This window comes from Rhizobium sp. 10N427, assembly GCF_056394605.1.
On the sequence record NZ_JBFTID010000004.1, the window covers coordinates 100,103 to 116,384 of the forward strand.

17 protein-coding genes are annotated in these 16,282 nt (G+C 60.5%); 5 read left to right on the forward strand and 12 right to left on the reverse strand.

Annotated features, from left to right (window positions below; genetic code table 11):
• The first annotated feature begins 30 nt into the window (after positions 1–30).
• Together dapE and AC1DIJ_RS10235 are read left to right on the forward strand one after the other, a co-directional pair.
• Complete coding sequence (dapE, locus tag AC1DIJ_RS10230) at positions 31–1,224, forward strand: succinyl-diaminopimelate desuccinylase (protein ID WP_112385286.1); 1,194 nt, start codon at positions 31–33, stop codon at positions 1,222–1,224.
• A complete protein-coding gene (locus AC1DIJ_RS10235; RefSeq protein WP_112385285.1) occupies positions 1,211–1,807 on the forward strand; it encodes a hypothetical protein in 597 nt (198 codons plus the stop codon). The genes dapE and AC1DIJ_RS10235 overlap by 14 nt, the downstream gene beginning before the upstream one ends.
• On the opposite strand, the gene arsC is transcribed toward AC1DIJ_RS10235, so the two are convergent.
• The 7 genes from arsC to AC1DIJ_RS10270 form a co-directional block, all read right to left on the reverse strand.
• Positions 1,795–2,211, reverse strand: a complete 417-nt coding sequence (gene arsC, locus AC1DIJ_RS10240; RefSeq protein WP_112385284.1) for an arsenate reductase (glutaredoxin) — start codon at positions 2,209–2,211, stop codon at positions 1,795–1,797. The genes AC1DIJ_RS10235 and arsC overlap by 13 nt on opposite strands.
• On the reverse strand, positions 2,189–2,992 hold the full coding sequence (truA, locus tag AC1DIJ_RS10245; RefSeq protein ID WP_112385283.1) for a tRNA pseudouridine(38-40) synthase TruA: 804 nt from the start codon (positions 2,990–2,992) through the stop codon (positions 2,189–2,191). The genes arsC and truA overlap by 23 nt, the downstream gene beginning before the upstream one ends.
• The gene (gene fmt / locus AC1DIJ_RS10250) at positions 2,992–3,927 is read right to left on the reverse strand and encodes a methionyl-tRNA formyltransferase (RefSeq protein WP_112385282.1); all 936 of its coding nucleotides are present in this window, start codon (positions 3,925–3,927) and stop codon (positions 2,992–2,994) included. The genes truA and fmt overlap by 1 nt, the downstream gene beginning before the upstream one ends.
• Positions 3,928–3,946: 19 nt before the next feature.
• Positions 3,947–4,369 (reverse strand): type II toxin-antitoxin system VapC family toxin, encoded by a 423-nt coding sequence (locus AC1DIJ_RS10255; protein ID WP_112385281.1) that lies wholly within the window; start codon positions 4,367–4,369, stop codon positions 3,947–3,949.
• The gene (locus AC1DIJ_RS10260) at positions 4,366–4,629 is read right to left on the reverse strand and encodes a FitA-like ribbon-helix-helix domain-containing protein (protein ID WP_112385280.1); all 264 of its coding nucleotides are present in this window, start codon (positions 4,627–4,629) and stop codon (positions 4,366–4,368) included. The genes AC1DIJ_RS10255 and AC1DIJ_RS10260 overlap by 4 nt, the downstream gene beginning before the upstream one ends.
• A gap of 60 nt (positions 4,630–4,689) precedes the next feature.
• Positions 4,690–5,205, reverse strand: coding sequence for a peptide deformylase (def, locus tag AC1DIJ_RS10265; RefSeq protein ID WP_112385279.1), 516 nt, complete (start codon positions 5,203–5,205; stop codon positions 4,690–4,692).
• A gap of 97 nt (positions 5,206–5,302) precedes the next feature.
• Entirely contained in the window at positions 5,303–6,799 is a 1,497-nt protein-coding gene (locus tag AC1DIJ_RS10270; RefSeq protein ID WP_112385278.1) for a globin-coupled sensor protein, read from the reverse strand.
• A gap of 205 nt (positions 6,800–7,004) precedes the next feature.
• On the opposite strand from AC1DIJ_RS10270, the gene AC1DIJ_RS10275 reads away from it, so the two are divergent.
• The 3 genes from AC1DIJ_RS10275 (at position 7,005) to AC1DIJ_RS10285 (ending at position 11,741) form a co-directional block, all read left to right on the forward strand.
• Complete coding sequence (locus tag AC1DIJ_RS10275; protein WP_112385277.1) at positions 7,005–8,231, forward strand: DNA recombination protein RmuC; 1,227 nt, start codon at positions 7,005–7,007, stop codon at positions 8,229–8,231.
• Positions 8,232–8,276: 45 nt separating this feature from the next.
• Positions 8,277–9,176, forward strand: coding sequence for a ribokinase (locus tag AC1DIJ_RS10280; RefSeq protein ID WP_112385276.1), 900 nt, complete (start codon positions 8,277–8,279; stop codon positions 9,174–9,176).
• Between the two features lie 231 nt (positions 9,177–9,407).
• Positions 9,408–11,741, forward strand: a complete 2,334-nt coding sequence (locus tag AC1DIJ_RS10285; protein WP_112385275.1) for a methyl-accepting chemotaxis protein — start codon at positions 9,408–9,410, stop codon at positions 11,739–11,741.
• A gap of 74 nt (positions 11,742–11,815) precedes the next feature.
• On the opposite strand, the gene ptsN is transcribed toward AC1DIJ_RS10285, so the two are convergent.
• The 5 genes from ptsN to AC1DIJ_RS10310 all read right to left on the reverse strand — a co-directional run bounded on the left by ptsN (position 11,816) and on the right by AC1DIJ_RS10310 (position 16,274).
• On the reverse strand, positions 11,816–12,280 hold the full coding sequence (gene ptsN, locus AC1DIJ_RS10290; protein ID WP_112385274.1) for a PTS IIA-like nitrogen regulatory protein PtsN: 465 nt from the start codon (positions 12,278–12,280) through the stop codon (positions 11,816–11,818).
• Positions 12,281–12,350: 70 nt separating this feature from the next.
• Positions 12,351–12,926, reverse strand: coding sequence for a ribosome hibernation-promoting factor, HPF/YfiA family (gene hpf, locus AC1DIJ_RS10295; RefSeq protein WP_112385273.1), 576 nt, complete (start codon positions 12,924–12,926; stop codon positions 12,351–12,353).
• Positions 12,927–13,145: 219 nt separating this feature from the next.
• Positions 13,146–14,684, reverse strand: a complete 1,539-nt coding sequence (gene rpoN, locus AC1DIJ_RS10300; RefSeq protein WP_112385272.1) for an RNA polymerase factor sigma-54 — start codon at positions 14,682–14,684, stop codon at positions 13,146–13,148.
• A 156-nt stretch (positions 14,685–14,840) separates the two neighbouring features.
• Entirely contained in the window at positions 14,841–15,623 is a 783-nt protein-coding gene (gene lptB / locus AC1DIJ_RS10305) for an LPS export ABC transporter ATP-binding protein (protein ID WP_112385271.1), read from the reverse strand.
• Between the two features lie 36 nt (positions 15,624–15,659).
• On the reverse strand, positions 15,660–16,274 hold the full coding sequence (locus AC1DIJ_RS10310; RefSeq protein ID WP_112385270.1) for an LptA/OstA family protein: 615 nt from the start codon (positions 16,272–16,274) through the stop codon (positions 15,660–15,662).
• Between the last annotated feature and the right edge of the window lie 8 nt (positions 16,275–16,282).

Genomic DNA, 16,282 nt, shown 5'->3' on the forward strand with positions numbered 1-16,282 from the left:
TTGCCATCCCCGCCGGATAATTCGACCGTCATGACCGCTACCAATCCCGTCGCCAATCTCCAGACACTCATCCGCTGCCCGTCCGTCACGCCGGCTGAAGGCGGGGCGCTTTCGGCGCTCGATGCCATGCTGTCGCCGCTCGGCTTCAAGGTCGACAAGGTGATGGCGACAGAGGCTGGAACACCCGATGTCGAAAACCTCTATGCGCGGATCGGAAACGATGGCCCGCACCTGATGTTTGCCGGCCATACCGATGTTGTCCCGGTTGGTGATGAGGCCGCCTGGACACACCCGCCCTTTGCCGCCGAGATCGCCGGTGGCGAGATGTTCGGCCGCGGCGCGGTGGATATGAAGGGTGGCATTGCCTGCTTCGTTGCGGCTGTTGCACGCCATATCGAAAAGCACGGCGCGCCCAAGGGCTCGATCTCTTTCCTGATCACCGGTGACGAAGAGGGACCTTCGATCAACGGCACGACCAAGCTGCTGCAATGGGCGGCGGAACGCGGCGAGCACTGGGATGCCTGCGTTGTCGGCGAACCGACCAATCCGGATGCGCTCGGCGACATGATCAAGATCGGCCGGCGTGGGTCGCTGTCGGGCAAGATCACCGTTCACGGCGTCCAGGGCCACGCAGCCTATCCGCATCTCGCCGATAATCCGGTTCGCGGATTGCTGCAGCTGACGACGGCATTGATGGATCCGCCGTTCGACACCGGCACTGAAAGCTTCCAGGCCTCCAATCTCGAAGTGACGACGGTTGATGTCGGCAACCCGGCCACCAACGTCATTCCCGCGAAGGCGACGGCGAGCTTCAACATCCGTTTCAACGACACGTGGACCGCCGACACGCTGCGGGCCGAAATCATCAGCCGTCTCGATGCCGCCGCTGCCGAGGGCGCATTGCGGCCGGGCCGTGATGCTGTTCGCTACGAGATCATCTGGGCCGACCGTCCCAGCCATGTCTTCCTGACCCGCAACAACGCGCTGATCGCATCTCTGTCGTCAGCCGTCGAGAGCGTCACCGGCAAGGCGCCGAAGCTGTCTACGACGGGCGGCACCTCGGACGCGCGGTTCATCAAGGACTATTGCCCCGTGGTTGAATTCGGCCTCGTCGGCCAGACCATGCATATGGTCGATGAGCGCGTTGCCGTCGCCGATCTGGAGACGCTAACAGTCATCTACGAAACCTTCATCGAGCGCTGGTTCGAGAATGCCGGGGCTTAGGGAAGTGCAATATTATCTGGCGGGGCTGTGGCTGCTGATCCGCATGGATCCGCGCGGCTTTCGCTTTCTCGATGTCTCCGACAGGGGCGTGAACCGTTCGTTCTGGGCAATGGTCTGGTGCCTGCCGCCGATGGGTATTTCCTGGCTCTGGTGGCGCCAAGCTTTCCTGCAGACGATGCCGCCGCATTACGATGTCGGGCTGCCCTTTTACCTCCGCCTTGGAATGGTGGAGGTGGCGAACTGGTTCGCGCCGCTGGTGCTGGCCGGGCTTTTGCTGCTGATCTTCAAGATGGGCAACCGCTTTGCTGCAGTCGTCGTCAGCGTCAACTGGCTGGGCGTGCCGCTTTCCTACATCAACGGCCTGCTGCTGGCTCTAGTCTTCTTCATTCCGGGAACGGTGAGCGTCGTCTCGATCCTGCTGCTCATCCTGATGATCGCGCAGGTCTTCATTCTGGCGCGCATCCTGCGGATGATCTTCCATGGACACGGGCTAATGGTCGGGGCGCTGACGCTGGCGCTGCTTGTGCCGACGATGATGCTTGCCGAATATCTTCAGAAATTTCTCGGGATCTATCCCGCCTGACCCCGCGCGGGCACGACCTCACCGTCTTCCTTGGTGAATAGGCCGATATCCGGATTGGGAAGAATATCCAGCACCAATTCCGAAGGGCGGCAAAGCGCTGCGCCTTTTGCCGCCACGACGATCGGCCGGTTCATCAGGATTGGATGCTCTACCATCGCATCGAGCAACTGGGCGTCGGACAGCGATTGGTCGCCAAGGCCCAGTTCGGTGTAGGGCGTGCCTTTCTCGCGCAGCAGATCACGCACAGAAACACCCATTTTCGCAATCAGCGCCGCAAGCTCGTGCCGCGAAAGGGGCGTCTTCAGATATTCGATGACAACGGGCTCCTCGCCTGATTGACGGATCATCGCCAGAGTATTGCGCGAGGTTCCGCAGGCAGGGTTATGATAGATCGTCACCGTCATCGCTATCTGCTCCCTTGCGTCTGTCCGGAATCACGTCCGGATAATCGACCTGCATGAAATAAAGCCCATCCGGCGGCGCTACCGGCCCGCAAGCCTTGCGGTCGCGGGCTTCGAGGGCTGCCTGCACGTCATCCGGCGTCCACTTGCCCTCACCCGCCAGCTTCAGCGTTCCAGCGAAGGAGCGGATCTGGTTGTGGAGAAAGCTCTGCGCCGTCGCCCGTATCTCGATCAGCTCGCCTGTGCGCGTGACGTCCAGCCTGTCCAGGGTGCGCACCGGGCTATTGGCCTGGCAGTGAGCCGACCGGAATGTCGAGAAATCGTGATTGCCGACCAGCCTCTGGGCCGCCTCATGCATCGCTTCGTGGTCGAGTGCCTTCGGCACCCACCAGGCCTTCCCCGCTTCGATCGCAAGCTGCGCGCGGCGGGTGATGATCCGGTAGAGATAGTGACGGCGAAGCGCCGAAAAACGGGCATCGAAGAATTCGGGCACGGCCAGGACATCGATGATCGACACCCGCTCGCCGGCCAATCTGAGATGCGCGTTCAATGCGTTCTGAAGCTTGAAGTCAGCCCATTCCTTAGAGAGATCCGCGTGGATCACCTGACCCAGCGCATGGACGCCGGAATCGGTGCGTCCTGCGCCGCGGACGGAAACCCTCTCGCCGCTCAGCGACAGGATTGCCGCCTCGATCGCGCCCTGGACCGATGGGCCGTTGTCCTGGCGCTGCCAGCCGACATAGGGCGCGCCGTCATATTCGACGGTCATCCGGTAGCGCGTCATCAGGCGAGCCTTGAGCCGGGCGAAAGCGGCGTACCGCGCAGAAAGTCTGGCGCCGCGAGCGGCTTTCCGCCGGCTTTTTGCAAACGGGTGAGCCTGATGGCGCCGGTTGCGCAGGCAACGACGAGATCGTCGGTGAGAAACTCTCCCGCAGCCCCCTCGCCGGTTACCAGCTCCGAGCCCAGCACCTTGATCCTCTCGGACTTGCCACCGATCTCGAGCTCGAACCAGGCGCCGGGAAACGGCGCCAGTCCACGAAGATGATTGTGAACGGCTTCGGCGTCCCTGTTGAAATCAATGCGCGTCTCGCCCTTGTCGATCTTCGAGGCGTAGAGCACGCCTTCTTCGGCCTGTGGCGTCAACGGCAGATTGCCGGATTCCAGCGCCACCATCGCCTCGCCGATCGCCTTGGCGCCGGTGTGCATCAGCCTATCGTGCAGTTCTCCTGCCGTCATGTTCGGGCCGATCTCGACTTCGCGGGTGAGCGCGACAGGGCCGGTATCCAGGCCCTTGTCCATCTTCATCACCATCATGCCGGTCTTGGTATCACCTGCCATGATCGCCCGCTGGATCGGGGCGGCGCCACGCCAGCGCGGAAGCAGGGACGCATGGCCATTGTAGCAGCCATCCCGCGTGCCGGTCAGGATAGCTTCCGGCAGCAGCAGCCCATAGGCAACGACAACAGCAACATCGGCGTCAAGAGCACGAAACTTTTCCCGCTCTTCGGGGTCCTTGAAATTCACCGGCGTGAAGACCGGCAGGCCCAGCAGTTCGGCAGCCTGATGGACCCGCGATTTCTGCAGGTCGAGCCCACGGCGGCCGCCCGGCCGCGGCGGCTGGCTATAGACCGCAACGATCCGATGCCCGGCATCGACGAGCGTGCGCAGCGTCGGAACGGAAAATTCGGGTGTCCCCATAAAGATGATGCGAAGTGACATTCTATTCCGCCGTTAGCGATCAACCGTCTTCAAACGGGTTTACGAGCTTGAGATCAAGCCCCTCGAAGTCTTTTATGTTGCGGGTGGCCAGCGCAACGCGGTTGGAAAGGCAGATCGCCGCGATCATGGCGTCCTTAGTTTCTATCGGCCTTCCCGATTTCTCCCGCTCTGCCCTGAGCAGTCCATACCGATGAGCCGCGTCAATCGTAAACGCCGCTATTCGGCCTGCAAAGCCAGCTTCGATCTTCGCATAGGCCTCGGTCAAGGCGGCGCGCCGCCGTCCTTCAGGAAGCCGCGCAAGGCCATACTGTATCTCGGCTATACTGATTGCACTGATGAAGAGTTCTTCCGGCTTGTATCCGTTCAACCAATTCAGCAGCCGCTCGCTGTACATCCGTCCCTCAAGCTCAGAGAGAACGTTGGTATCGAGCAGGATGTTCATTTGCCAAACGCCGGCGGCTCGCGATCGAGCTCCCGCCTTGCTGCCTCGATGTCGGCAAGCTCGTCATCGCTCCACGCATCTTCAGAAAGAAGCGATCGCAGCCACTCGCCAGCCAGCCGGTTCTGCTGATCTGCGGTGCCCAGCGATTTGCGAAGACGCATGATAGCCTCATCCGAGAGGCTGCGCCCATTGGCGCGCGCACGTTCTTGAAGCTCGCGCTTCAAAGCATCATCGAGATTTCGGATCAGCAAGTCACCCACGGATGCCTCCTACGATATCAGTGATATCATAGTGTTCGATCGCCCATTTTTCAACGACCGTCAGAGGACCTTGGACTTGGCGGCCTTGGTGAACTTCTTGATCACCATTTCGCGCTTCAGCCGCGAGATATGGTCGATGAACAGCACACCGTTGAGGTGATCGATCTCGTGCTGCAGGCAGGTGGCCAGCAGGCCGTCGGCGTCGATGGTCTGTTCCTTGCCGTCACGGTCGAGATACTTCAGCGTGATGACGGCGGGGCGCTCGACCTCGGCGTAATAATCCGGGATGGACAAGCAGCCTTCCTCATAGACGGAACGCTCTTCCGAAGACTTGAGGATCTCCGGGTTGATGAACACCTGCGGCTGCTTGTCTTCGCCTTCGCGCGCCACGTCGATAACCAGCATGCGGCGCGGGACGCCGATCTGGATTGCGGCAAGGCCGATACCAGGGGCGTCGTACATGGTCTCCAGCATATCGTCGGCGAGACGCTTCAGCTCGTCATCGACGCGCTCGATCGGCTTGGAAGCCTGGCGGAGAACGGGATCGGGAAGGATGATAAGTGGCTTGATGGTCATGGCGTTCCCATAACCTATCTTTTTAAGCGAGGGAATTATCCCGGAAGTGCCGGAGGCGCTTTTTTATGCGCACCTCCGGAAAATCGCCGTATTCGTCTCAGGCTGCACGGCGGCTGGGAGCGCTGCTGCGCATTTCTATCCGAGTACCGAAGCGCTGCAGCAGCTCCATAAGATTGCTGACTTCGCCGCGCAGACGGCGAGTCTCGGCCGAGGTGTGCTCGACCATGCCGGAATTCTGCTGGGTGATCGTATCCATGTTGCGGATGGCAACGCTGACCTCGTTTACGCCAGTCGCCTGGTCGCGAGCGGCGGCGGCGATTTCAGCAACAACATGATTGATCATGTCGATGCGGCTGATCATGTCGCCCAGTGCTTCGCCGGTGCTGCTGACGATGCCGACGCCCTGGTCCACCTGCGCAGAGCTCTGCGAGATCAGGTTCTTGATCTCTTTTGCCGCTTCTGCAGTGCGCTGGGCAAGCTGGCGAACTTCCTGGGCGACGACCGCGAAGCCCTTGCCTGCCTCGCCTGCGCGTGCCGCTTCGACACCGGCATTCAGCGCCAGAAGATTGGTCTGGAAGGCGATTTCGTCGATGACGCCGATGATCTTGGCGATTTCATCCGACGACTTCTCGATACCGGCCATGGCGGAAACGGCGCTGTTCACAAGCTCGCCGGAATTCTTCGCACGCTGCTGCGTTTCGCGCACCGCATCCGAGGCCTTCTCGGCATTGGCGGCGGTCAGCCCGACGCTGACGGAGAGCTGCTGGAGCGCCGCCGAGCTCTCTTCGACGCCGGCAGCCTGCTGCGCGGTACGAAGCGCCAGATCGTCGGCAGCCTTGGAGATCGTGTCCGTGCCGCGCAGGATTTCAGCCGAGCTGCTGCGAACCGAGCCGAATGACGTGCGCAGCGCGGCGACGGCGCGATTGTAGTCGTCGGCCATATGCTTGAAATTGCCCGGAAGGTCGGTGGGTAGCTTGGCATCGAGGTCGCCGGCGGAGAGCGCTTCCAGGCCACGGCGCAGATGATCGAGCGCCATCGCCTGGTCGGATTCCGCCTTGGCGCGGTCCTCCTCCAGCTTGCGGCGCTTTTCTTCCAATGCCTCGAGATAGACGGAGATCGAATAGTCCATGTCCAGCATCCCTGCCTTGATGACGGCGGAAAGCTTCTCGGCCAGTACCTTGCCCTGCTGGCGGCCGAACATCGACGGCCATTGCTTGTCCATGATGCCCTTAACGAGCTCGGACATGACGATCGCGTAGCCACCGATATACCACCGCGGCTCCAGGCCGATGCGGGCGTGAGTGCGGCCGACTGCGGTGACGCCCTTCACGTAGGTTTCGTCGAAATTGCCACCAGCCAGATTGGCCCAATGGTTCTCCTGCGCCTTCTTGGCATGGCCCATATGGGATTTGTCGGAGAAGAAGCTGGCAACGGCCGGGGTCTTGGCGATCTTCTGATAGAATTTGTCAAGCGCACCGCCGACCAGCAAGCTGATGACAGGCCGGATCTCGCTCATCGTCTTGCGGGCAGCATCGTCGAGCTCGATGAAGTCGAGGCGCTGCTTGAGGTCGGATTGCGATTGCTGGCTGCTCATGATGTTCTCTGTCTGCGCGATGCGCGGTAAGGATCTGTTTCGGCAGAGACATTTCTAAAATATGGTTGAGCAATCGTTAAGCATGGCCACGATTTGTCGTCCCTCTCCCAAAGTGGACTGCGGCCTTTTGATCATACCAAAGCTACCTGTGGATTCGTTCACGTTTTGATCTGGTCAATGATTTGAAGTTTGCTATGGTGGCCGGATGAACAATTCTGCCGACTCGCTCACCATCTCGCTTGCCGCCGTCAATCCGGCCATTCTCGCCATCGCAGGCGGCGCCATCGCCGCGATGGTCGTCGTCCTCGTGTTCTTGCTGTTCAGAAGCAGCAACTTGCGGCGCGAGCAGAATGAGGAAGCCGCGATCCGATCGGCGGAAGCCGATATGCGCATGTCGGAGCTTCTGAAAATCCAGGCGGAGATGCAGGGCCGCATTTCGACCATGGCGGAAGTGTTCGGCACGCGGCAGGCAGAGCTCAATCAGGCGATCAACCAGCGTCTGGACGGTATGTCGCAGCGGGTCAGCCACACGATCACCGAACAGACAAAATCGACTCACGAAAACCTGCAGAAGCTGCAGGAGCGGTTGGCCGTCATCGACGTCGCCCAGAACAACATCCAGATGCTGGCCAAGGACGTCGTCGGCCTCCAGGCGATCCTTTCCAACAAGCAGACACGCGGTGCCTTCGGGCAATCGCGAATGGAGACGATCGTCGCCGACGGACTGCCGATGGGCGCCTACGCCTTCCAGCAGACGCTTTCCAACGGCTCCCGGCCGGACTGCACCGTAAAGATGCCGAATGGCGCACCGCCGCTCGTCATCGACGCCAAGTTTCCGCTCGAAGCCTGGAACGCCATTCGCGACGCCGGCGGCCCGGATGCCACCAAGATCGCCTCCCAGCAGTTCCGGCGCGATATGGAAGTGCATATTCGCGATATCTCGGAAAAGTATCTGATCCAGGGCGAAACCCAGGACACTGCCTTCATGTTCGTGCCCTCAGAATCAATCTTTGCCGAGGTCCACGAGAATTTCGAGCCGATCATCCAGAAGGCGCATCGCGCCCGGATTGTCATCGTGTCTCCTTCCCTGCTGATGCTGTCGATCCAGGTGATCCAGGCGGTTCTCAAGGATCAGCGTATGCGCGCACAGGCGCACGTCATTCAGGGTGAAGTCGCAAACCTCATGGACGATCTCGGCCGCCTCGATGAGCGTGTGCGCAAGCTGCAAGGGCATTTCGCCATGGCGCAAAAGGATGTCGACATGATCGTCACCTCCGCCGACAAGCTGACCAAGCGTGGCTCGAAGATCGAGGCTCTCGAATTCGAAGCGACGGGCGATACCGGCAAACCGGAGCGCGAAGACCAGCCAGCTGCGAAATCGGTCGAGAGCCGGACAGGCCTTCTCAAGCTCAGGGTGGTTGACGAGGAGTGAGCCCTTCGGGCAGTGTCGCGCCAATTAAAGGACGGGACATCTACCATGATCACTGTGTTCGGCTCCATCAACATGGACCTCATCGCCACCACCGCGCGCCTGCCGAAGCCGGGCGAAACGGTGGCTGGAACAGGATTTGCGACTGCTGCCGGCGGCAAGGGTGCCAACCAGGCTCTTGCTGCGCGCCGTGCAGGCAGCACCGTGAGCATGGCCGGCGCAGTCGGCAAGGATGAGTTCGCCGCCCCCGCGATCGCGCTTCTTAGCGATGCCGGTACCGGACTTTCCAAGGTCAATCATGTAGACGGCCCAACCGGCACCGCGCTGATCCTCGTGGGCGGCGACGGCGAAAACATGATCGCGGTCGTTCCCGGCGCCAATGGCACCGTCAGCCCCGATGACGCAGAGGCCGCGGTTGCGGCAATGGAACCCAAAGATATTCTCATGCTGCAGCTCGAGGTTCCCCCGGCCGCCGTCGAGAAGGCTCTTGATGCGGCCCGCAAGAAGGGCATCCGCAGCGTACTCAATCTCGCACCGCTGATTGCCGACGCACCACGCCTTGGGCGGCTGGCAGATATCGTCATCGCCAACGAGACGGAATTCGAGCTTCTGGCCGGACAAGAAGGCATGACCGCTGGCGATCGCGAGGCCGCCTTGAAGCGCCTTCACGGCGAAACCGGACAGACGCTGATCGTCACACTTGGCGCCGATGGCGTCATTGCCATTCGCGATGGCGAGCTCGTCCGGGCGAAAGGACTGAAGATTGAGCCTGTCGATACCGTCGGTGCCGGCGACACCTTCTGCGGCTATTTCGCCGCAAGCCTCGACGACGGTCTCGATTTCGAGACGTCACTGCGCCGCGCCGCCGTTGCCGGATCCCTTGCCTGCCTCAAGGCGGGAGCCCAGCCGTCGATCCCGCTCAGCGCCGAAGTCGCAAACAAGCTATAGACTTTTCTGTTTCCGAAACACTTCACGAAAACCCTCTGCCGCCAAGGCAATTCAGGGGCTCAATTCGTACAGTTTCATTCAAATTTAAGAGATTTCTGGCGATCTTTCCGGCGATCGTCAGGCTTCAATTTTAACGGCGCCTGGACTTTTGCACGGCTGCTCCATGACGGCGCGGCTCACCCTCGCCTGTGCCGGAAATGTTCGTCCGGCAAGTCGCCCCGCCGAGGCACCATGTTCATCTTCCGCATGAAGTCGCTTGCCGCAAAGCTCATTGTCATCACCGGCGTCGCCATCGCGCTCGTCCTTTTTGTATCAAACTTTTTCCTCATCGATCAGACGCGCAGCCGCGTGCAGACGCTGACGATGGACCAGGCGAATCTTGAGGCAAAAGCTATTGCCAACGAAATCGCCGCCAATGTCGGCGAACTGGCGAGTGCTGCGCGCTCCATGTCCGGCGTTGTCGGCCGCGGCCACGAAGGTGGCAACTTCGACCGCAAGGGCATCATCAATGTCCTGAAGGCCAATCTCGAGAAGAACGCCTTCGCGTTCGGCAGCTGGTTCTGCGAACAGCTCGGCGCCTTTGACGGCAAGACCACCGAGATTGCCGACAAGCTCGACGAGGGCACCAACAAGGCTGGCGCTTTCACGCCTTACTGGTCGAAGACCAAGGATGGCGCGATCCAGTTCTCGACCTTCGACAACGACTATACGGCCGAATGGTGGAAGCTCGCTGCCGAAAGCGGCAAGGGTGCCATCACCACGCCTTACCTTGCTGAAGGCACGGATGTCCCGACGCTGCTGACCTCGATCGCTTATCCCGTCGTTTCCGGCGGCAAGATGATCGGTGTCGAAGGCGTCGATATCTCGCTGAAATCGCTGACCGACAAGCTGCAGGCCCTGCATCCTTTCGGCTCCGGCCGTGTGACGCTGGTTGCCCAGAACGGCAACTGGATCGTCGCGCCGACGAAGGAGCTGATGTCGAAGCCCTACGGCGATGCTGAGGGTTCGGCCCAGGTCAAGTCCGCCCTGAGCTCGATGACGCCTGGCGTTGTCAAGAATCTTTCGCTCGACGGCTATGAGCCCTTCGATCGCGTCGTCTATCCCTTCGCCGTTCCCGATCTCAACGCCACCTGGGTCGTACTCGTGGACGTGCCCCACAGCGCCATCAATGCTCCGGTGCAGGATCAGACCTTCATGATGATCATCGGCGGCATCGTGGTGCTCGGCGCCGTGATGCTGGCCCTCTATTTCGCCGTCCGCTCTCTCGTGCAGAAGCCGCTCGGCCAGCTGGTCGCCGGCGTCAAGAAGCTCAGCGATGGCCAATACGAGCAGCCCGTGGCCGGTCAGGAGCGCGCCGATGAAATCGGTTCGGTCGCCAAGGCACTGGAAGGCTTCCGCTTTGCGCTTGCCGATACGCGCCGCCTCGAATCCGAGGCCGACAGCCAGCGCAGTGCCGCTGAGTCCGAACGCAGCCGCTCCGAAAGCGAGCGCCAGCAGTCGGTCGCGCTCCAGCGCCAGATCGTTGCCATCGTCGGTGCCGGTCTCTCCGAATTGTCGCAGGGCAATCTCGGCCACCGGATCAACGACGAGTTCCCTGGCGAATATGCAAAGCTGAAGCAGGACTTCAACGCTGCACTCGCCAGCCTCGAGGAAACGATCAACACGATGAACCTCAGCGTCGGCAACATCGGCTCCGGCACCAGCGAGATCAGCAACAGTGCCTCCGATCTTGCCAAGCGCACGGAACAGCAAGCCGCAAGCTTGGAAGAGACCGCAGCTGCGCTGAACGAGCTGACCGCACAGGTCAATTCTAGCGCCGAGAACGCCCGGACTGCTGCCGAGAATGTCAACCTGGCCTGCGAGGATGCAGAGAAGTCTGGTGAAGTCGTGCAGAAGGCAATCGCTTCGATGCAGGGCATCGAGCAGTCTTCGACCGAAGTGTCGCGCATCATCGGCGTCATCGACGAGATCGCCTTCCAGACCAACCTGCTTGCTCTGAACGCCGGCGTCGAAGCTGCTCGCGCAGGTGAGGCCGGCAAGGGTTTTGCGGTCGTCGCGCAGGAAGTCCGCGAACTGGCGCAGCGCTCGGCGAGTGCTGCGAAGGAAATCAAGACGCTCATCAATACCTCGGCCGTCCAGGTCAAGGAAGGCGTCGATCTCGTCGGCCGTGCCGGTGGCACGCTGCACAAGATCGCCGATCAGGTGATGAGCATCAACGAGCTGATCCGCCAGATTTCCGCCTCCGCCAGCGAGCAGGCGATCGGGCTGAAGGAGGTCAACCAAGCCATGAACCAGATGGACCAGGTGACCCAGCAGAACGCCGCGATGGTGGAAGAAGCGACCGCAGCCAGCGTCACGCTCAACGACGAGGCACAGACACTGAAGGCGCTCGTGCTGCGCTTCCGCGTCTCCGGCCAGGCAAACAGTGCGGCACTCAGGGCAACGGCCCAGCATATGCGTGCTCCCGCGGCCCCTGCCCCGGCCTATCGCGCTCCGGCGCCGCGCCGTGCCGCAGTCGCCCATGGCTCGGCTGCAGTCGCACAGGACAATTGGGAAGAGTTCTGAGAGCTATCCCATCTCAAACGAGAAGAGGCGCCCGGTCATCCCGGGCGCCTCTTTCATTTCTACACTTGAAAATCTCAGGCGGCGTTCGAGGCCTGCTCTTCGTTGAGGAAGGCATAGATCGCCGAGGCAGAGTCCGTCGCGCGAAGCTTGGCAACCAGATCCTGGTCACGCAGCACACGGGCGATGCGCGACAGCGCCTTCAGATGGTCGGCGCCCGCGCCTTCGGGAGCGAGCAGCAGGAAGACGAGATCGACGGGCTGATCGTCCAGCGCTTCGAAATCGACCGGGCTTTCGAGCCTTGCGAAGACACCGACGATCGAGCGAACGCTGGCAATTTTCCCATGCGGGATTGCAATGCCGTTGCCGACGCCCGTCGAGCCCAGGCGCTCACGCTGCAATACGACGTCGAAGATTTCCCGTTCGGAAAGGCCGGTAATCTTGCTGGCCTTTGCCGCCAATTCCTGAAGCAGCTGTTTCTTGGAATTTACCTTGAGGGCGGGAATAATCGCATCTTGGTGCAGCAGGTCTGCCAATGCCATTTCTTTTTCCTTCTGTCGCCAAAGCCGGGTGATTGGAAGAGCGGCGCAACGCGCCGCTCATCGCCCGATCTCAGCTCTTGATATTGGCTGCGTCGATCCAGCCAATATTACCGTCATGCCTGCGGTAAACGATGTTTAACTGTTCCTTGCCCGGGCTGCGGAACAGAAGCAGCGGCTCGTCCGTCATGTCGAGCGCCATCACGGCGGTCGCAACGGACATGGTCTTCAGCTGCTTCGTGCTCTCGGCTACGATAGCCGGGGCAAAATCGTCGGGAACCTCTTCTTCGTGGTCAGGAACGCCGTCCATGACCGTATAGGCGACTTCCGCAAAACCGTTCAGATGATTTCCGGCATGATGATCTTTCAGCTTCCGCTTGTAGCGGCGAAGGCGCTTCTCGATGCGTTCCGAGGCGGCATCGAATGCGACCTGCGGATCCATTGCTTCTCCTGCAGCATGCAGCACCACCCCACTATCGAGATGAAGCTTGCAATCCGCGGAGAAGCGCGAGCTCGACTTCTCAACGATCACCTGACCAGAATATCCCCCGTCGAAGTATTTCGTGACGGCCATGGCCATTTGCTCCTCGATCTTTTGACGGAACGAGTCACCAATTTCCATATGTTTACCGGATACACGCACACTCATGGAGTTTCCCTTCTTATAGTGGTTTGCGGTACCAGTTTACGCCAAGCCTACCTCTCATCCAAGCACTTCACGCAAACTCAAGCAAGATCGGCTTAAGTCTCGTGCTTCAAGCGCCCTGAGGATGATGGGGATAAGTCCGAACGCTGTTTCACAGCGCCAATTGCGGCGGGCTAATAAAGGCAGGTTACCAAAAAGTCAACGCCAACCGCGGGAGTCCGCCTAGAAGCCTGCAACCTTTGCCAGCGCGCGCTTTTCGCGCCGGCGCTGAACAGAAGAGGCGATATTCATCGCTTCGCGGTACTTGGCGACCGTGCGGCGCGCCAGATCGACGCCACCTTTTTTCAGCATGTCGACGATATCGTCATCGGAAAGCACTGCTTCCGGGCTTTCCTGCATGATCAGCGCGCGGATCTTGTGGCGTACCGCCTCGGCCGAATGACCATCGCCACCCTCCACCGCGCTGATCGACACTGTGAAGAAATATTTGAGCTCGAAAAGACCGCGCGGCGTCAGCATGTACTTGTTCGACGTCACGCGGCTGACGGTCGATTCATGCATCTTGATGGCGTCGGCGACGGTCTTCAAATTGAGCGGGCGCAGATGATCGACGCCATGCAGCAGGAAGGCGTCCTGCTGGCGGACGATCTCGGTCGCGACCTTCATGATGGTCTTGGCGCGCTGGTCGAGGCTGCGTGTCAGCCAATTGGCATTCTGCAGACATTCCGAGAGGAAGGCGTGATCGTCGCCATTCTTGGTGACATTCGCAAAATAAGCCTGGCTGACAAGCACGCGGGGCAGCGTGTCCGGATTGAGCTCCACCAGCCAGCTGCCATCGGACGATGGCCGCACGACGACGTCGGGCATGATCGCTTCTGAAACGCCCGCCTCAAAGCCGCTGCCCGGCTTTGGGTTCAGCTGGCGGATCTCTGTCAGCATATCGAGGAGATCTTCCTCATCGACGCCGCAAAGACGCTTCAGGGTCGCAAAATCGCGGCGCGCCAGAAGCTCGAGATTGGAGACGAAGGCTTCCATCGCCGGATCGAAGCGATCTTTCTGACGAAGCTGGATTGCCAGACATTCAGCGAGATTGCGGGCGAAAACGCCGGGAGGATCGAGCGTCTGCAGTTCGGCCAATACCCGCTCGGCGTCGGCGGTTGCAGCACCGAGGCGTTCGGCGGCTTCGGAAATATCGCCCTGAAAGTAGCCGGCCTCATCCAGCTGATCGAGAAGATGCTGACCGATCAGCCGGTCTGCAGCGCCAGTCAGAATGAAGGGAATCTGCTGGATGATGTGGTCCCGCAGCGAGACCTGACCGGCGACGAAGTCGTCGAGATCATAGCCCTCGCCCTCGGAGCCGCCCGGCATCGATTTCCATTGGCTGAGAAGCTCCGGCGCATCCGCGCGCTGCGGCGCGCCGTCATCCTGAAAGACGTTGGAATAATTGGCGTCGAGTTCGTCGCCGAGATGGCTGACACGGCCTTCGCTGCCATTGTCATACCAGTCGCCGGAGAGCGCGTCGCCGCTATCGCCGTCTTCGGCCTGATGCTGCGCGTGCCCCTCATCTTCGCCGACACGGTCGCTGCCCGTTTCCGCGTCATTTGACGGAAATTCCAGCAGCGGGTTCTTTTCGACTTCCTGGGCGATGAACTGGACGAGTTCGAAATGCGTCATCTGCAGCAACTGAATGGACTGCATCAGCTGCGGCGTCATGACGAGGGATTGGTTCTGTCGCAGGAAAAGATTGGCTGACAGGGCCATGGCGGACGCGAAACTCCCGTTCATTTCCTCCGGGAAACCGCGTCGAAACAAGAATTTCGGGCCACGGATATCCAGTTGGCCCAAAAATTGCTTTTTTATTCTATTTGGTCAAGCGCAAGTATGGCGGAAGGTGAATTTCCGTCGGCTTCAATCCAATCAAAGGCTGAAATTGTCGCCAAGATAGAGGCGGCGAACCTCGGGATTGTTGACGATGTCATTCGCGCGGCCATGCGTCAGCACTTCACCGGCATGGATGATATAGGCGCGGTCGATCAGGCCCAGCGTTTCGCGAACATTGTGGTCGGTGATCAGCACGCCGATGCCGCGAGCCGTCAGATGATGCACAAGGTTCTGAATATCGGAAACAGAGATCGGATCGACGCCGGCGAACGGCTCGTCCAGCAACATGAAGGTCGGGTCGGTCGCAAGCGCGCGGGCGATTTCCAGGCGGCGGCGTTCACCGCCGGATAGCGACACTGCTGCAGCCTTGCGCAGCTTGGAGATATGGAATTCTTCCAGCAGCTCGTCGAGCTTCTTTTCGCGCGCTGCCTTGTTCTTCTCGTGCACTTCAAGAACGGCTCGGATATTTTCCTCGACCGTCAGGCCGCGGAAAATCGAGGCTTCCTGCGGCAGGTAGCCGACACCCAAGCGCGAACGGCGATACATCGGCATCGTCGTGACGTCGTTGCCGTCGATCTCGATCGTGCCTTCGTCGACAGGCACCAGGCCGGTGATCATGTAAAAGCAGGTCGTCTTGCCCGCGCCGTTCGGCCCGAGAAGACCCACAGCCTCGCCGCGGCGAACCACCAGCGACACGCCGTTGACGACACGCCGCGTGCTATAGGTCTTGGTCAGACCCCGCGCAATCAGCGTGCCCTGGTAACGGCTCTTGTCTCCGGCGGAACCGTCCGCGGCCTGCGGCGCGGACTGGCCGAACATTTTGGGAAGCGAGAAAAGTTTCACGAGAGGGCCGGATCAGTTCTTCTTCTGGGACTTCGGATCAAGCTGGATCTGGACGCGGCCCCCGCAGCTATCCAGTTGCGCCTGCCCGGTCTCCATGTGAACGGTAAGCTGGCAGCCGGTGAAGACGTTCGGGCCATCGGAGAGAACGACTTTGTCGCCCTTCAGAACGAAGGTCTGTGCCGCCATGTCGAACGCGCCGTTATCGGCCGTCGCCGTCTGCGTTCCGGAGCTGACGAACACCTTGTCGCTGACCAGAATGTGGTCGATATCGGCATTGCCGGAGGAGATCGACGCGGCACCTGCATCGGGCTTCGCCTTTGCATCGGTCGCCTGTCCGTCTGCTGCCGCCTTGGGCTTGTAGAACACCGTCATATGCCCGGCCTGCAGGGTCGTCTTGCCCTGCACGACCTTCACGTTGCCGGTGAAATCGGCCTTGTGTTCCTGGTCATGAATTTCGAGCTTGTCGCTCTCGATCTGGATCGGCTCGTTCTTGTCGAGCTTGAGGCCATCCATCTGGCTGGTGGTCGCCTGCGCAAACGCGGCTCCCGCGATCATCAGAAGTGCCAGAGCGCCGCCGGTTGCTGCTGCGCCAAACTTACGTACTGAAGAGTGACAATCTTTTGTCATTAAATAAC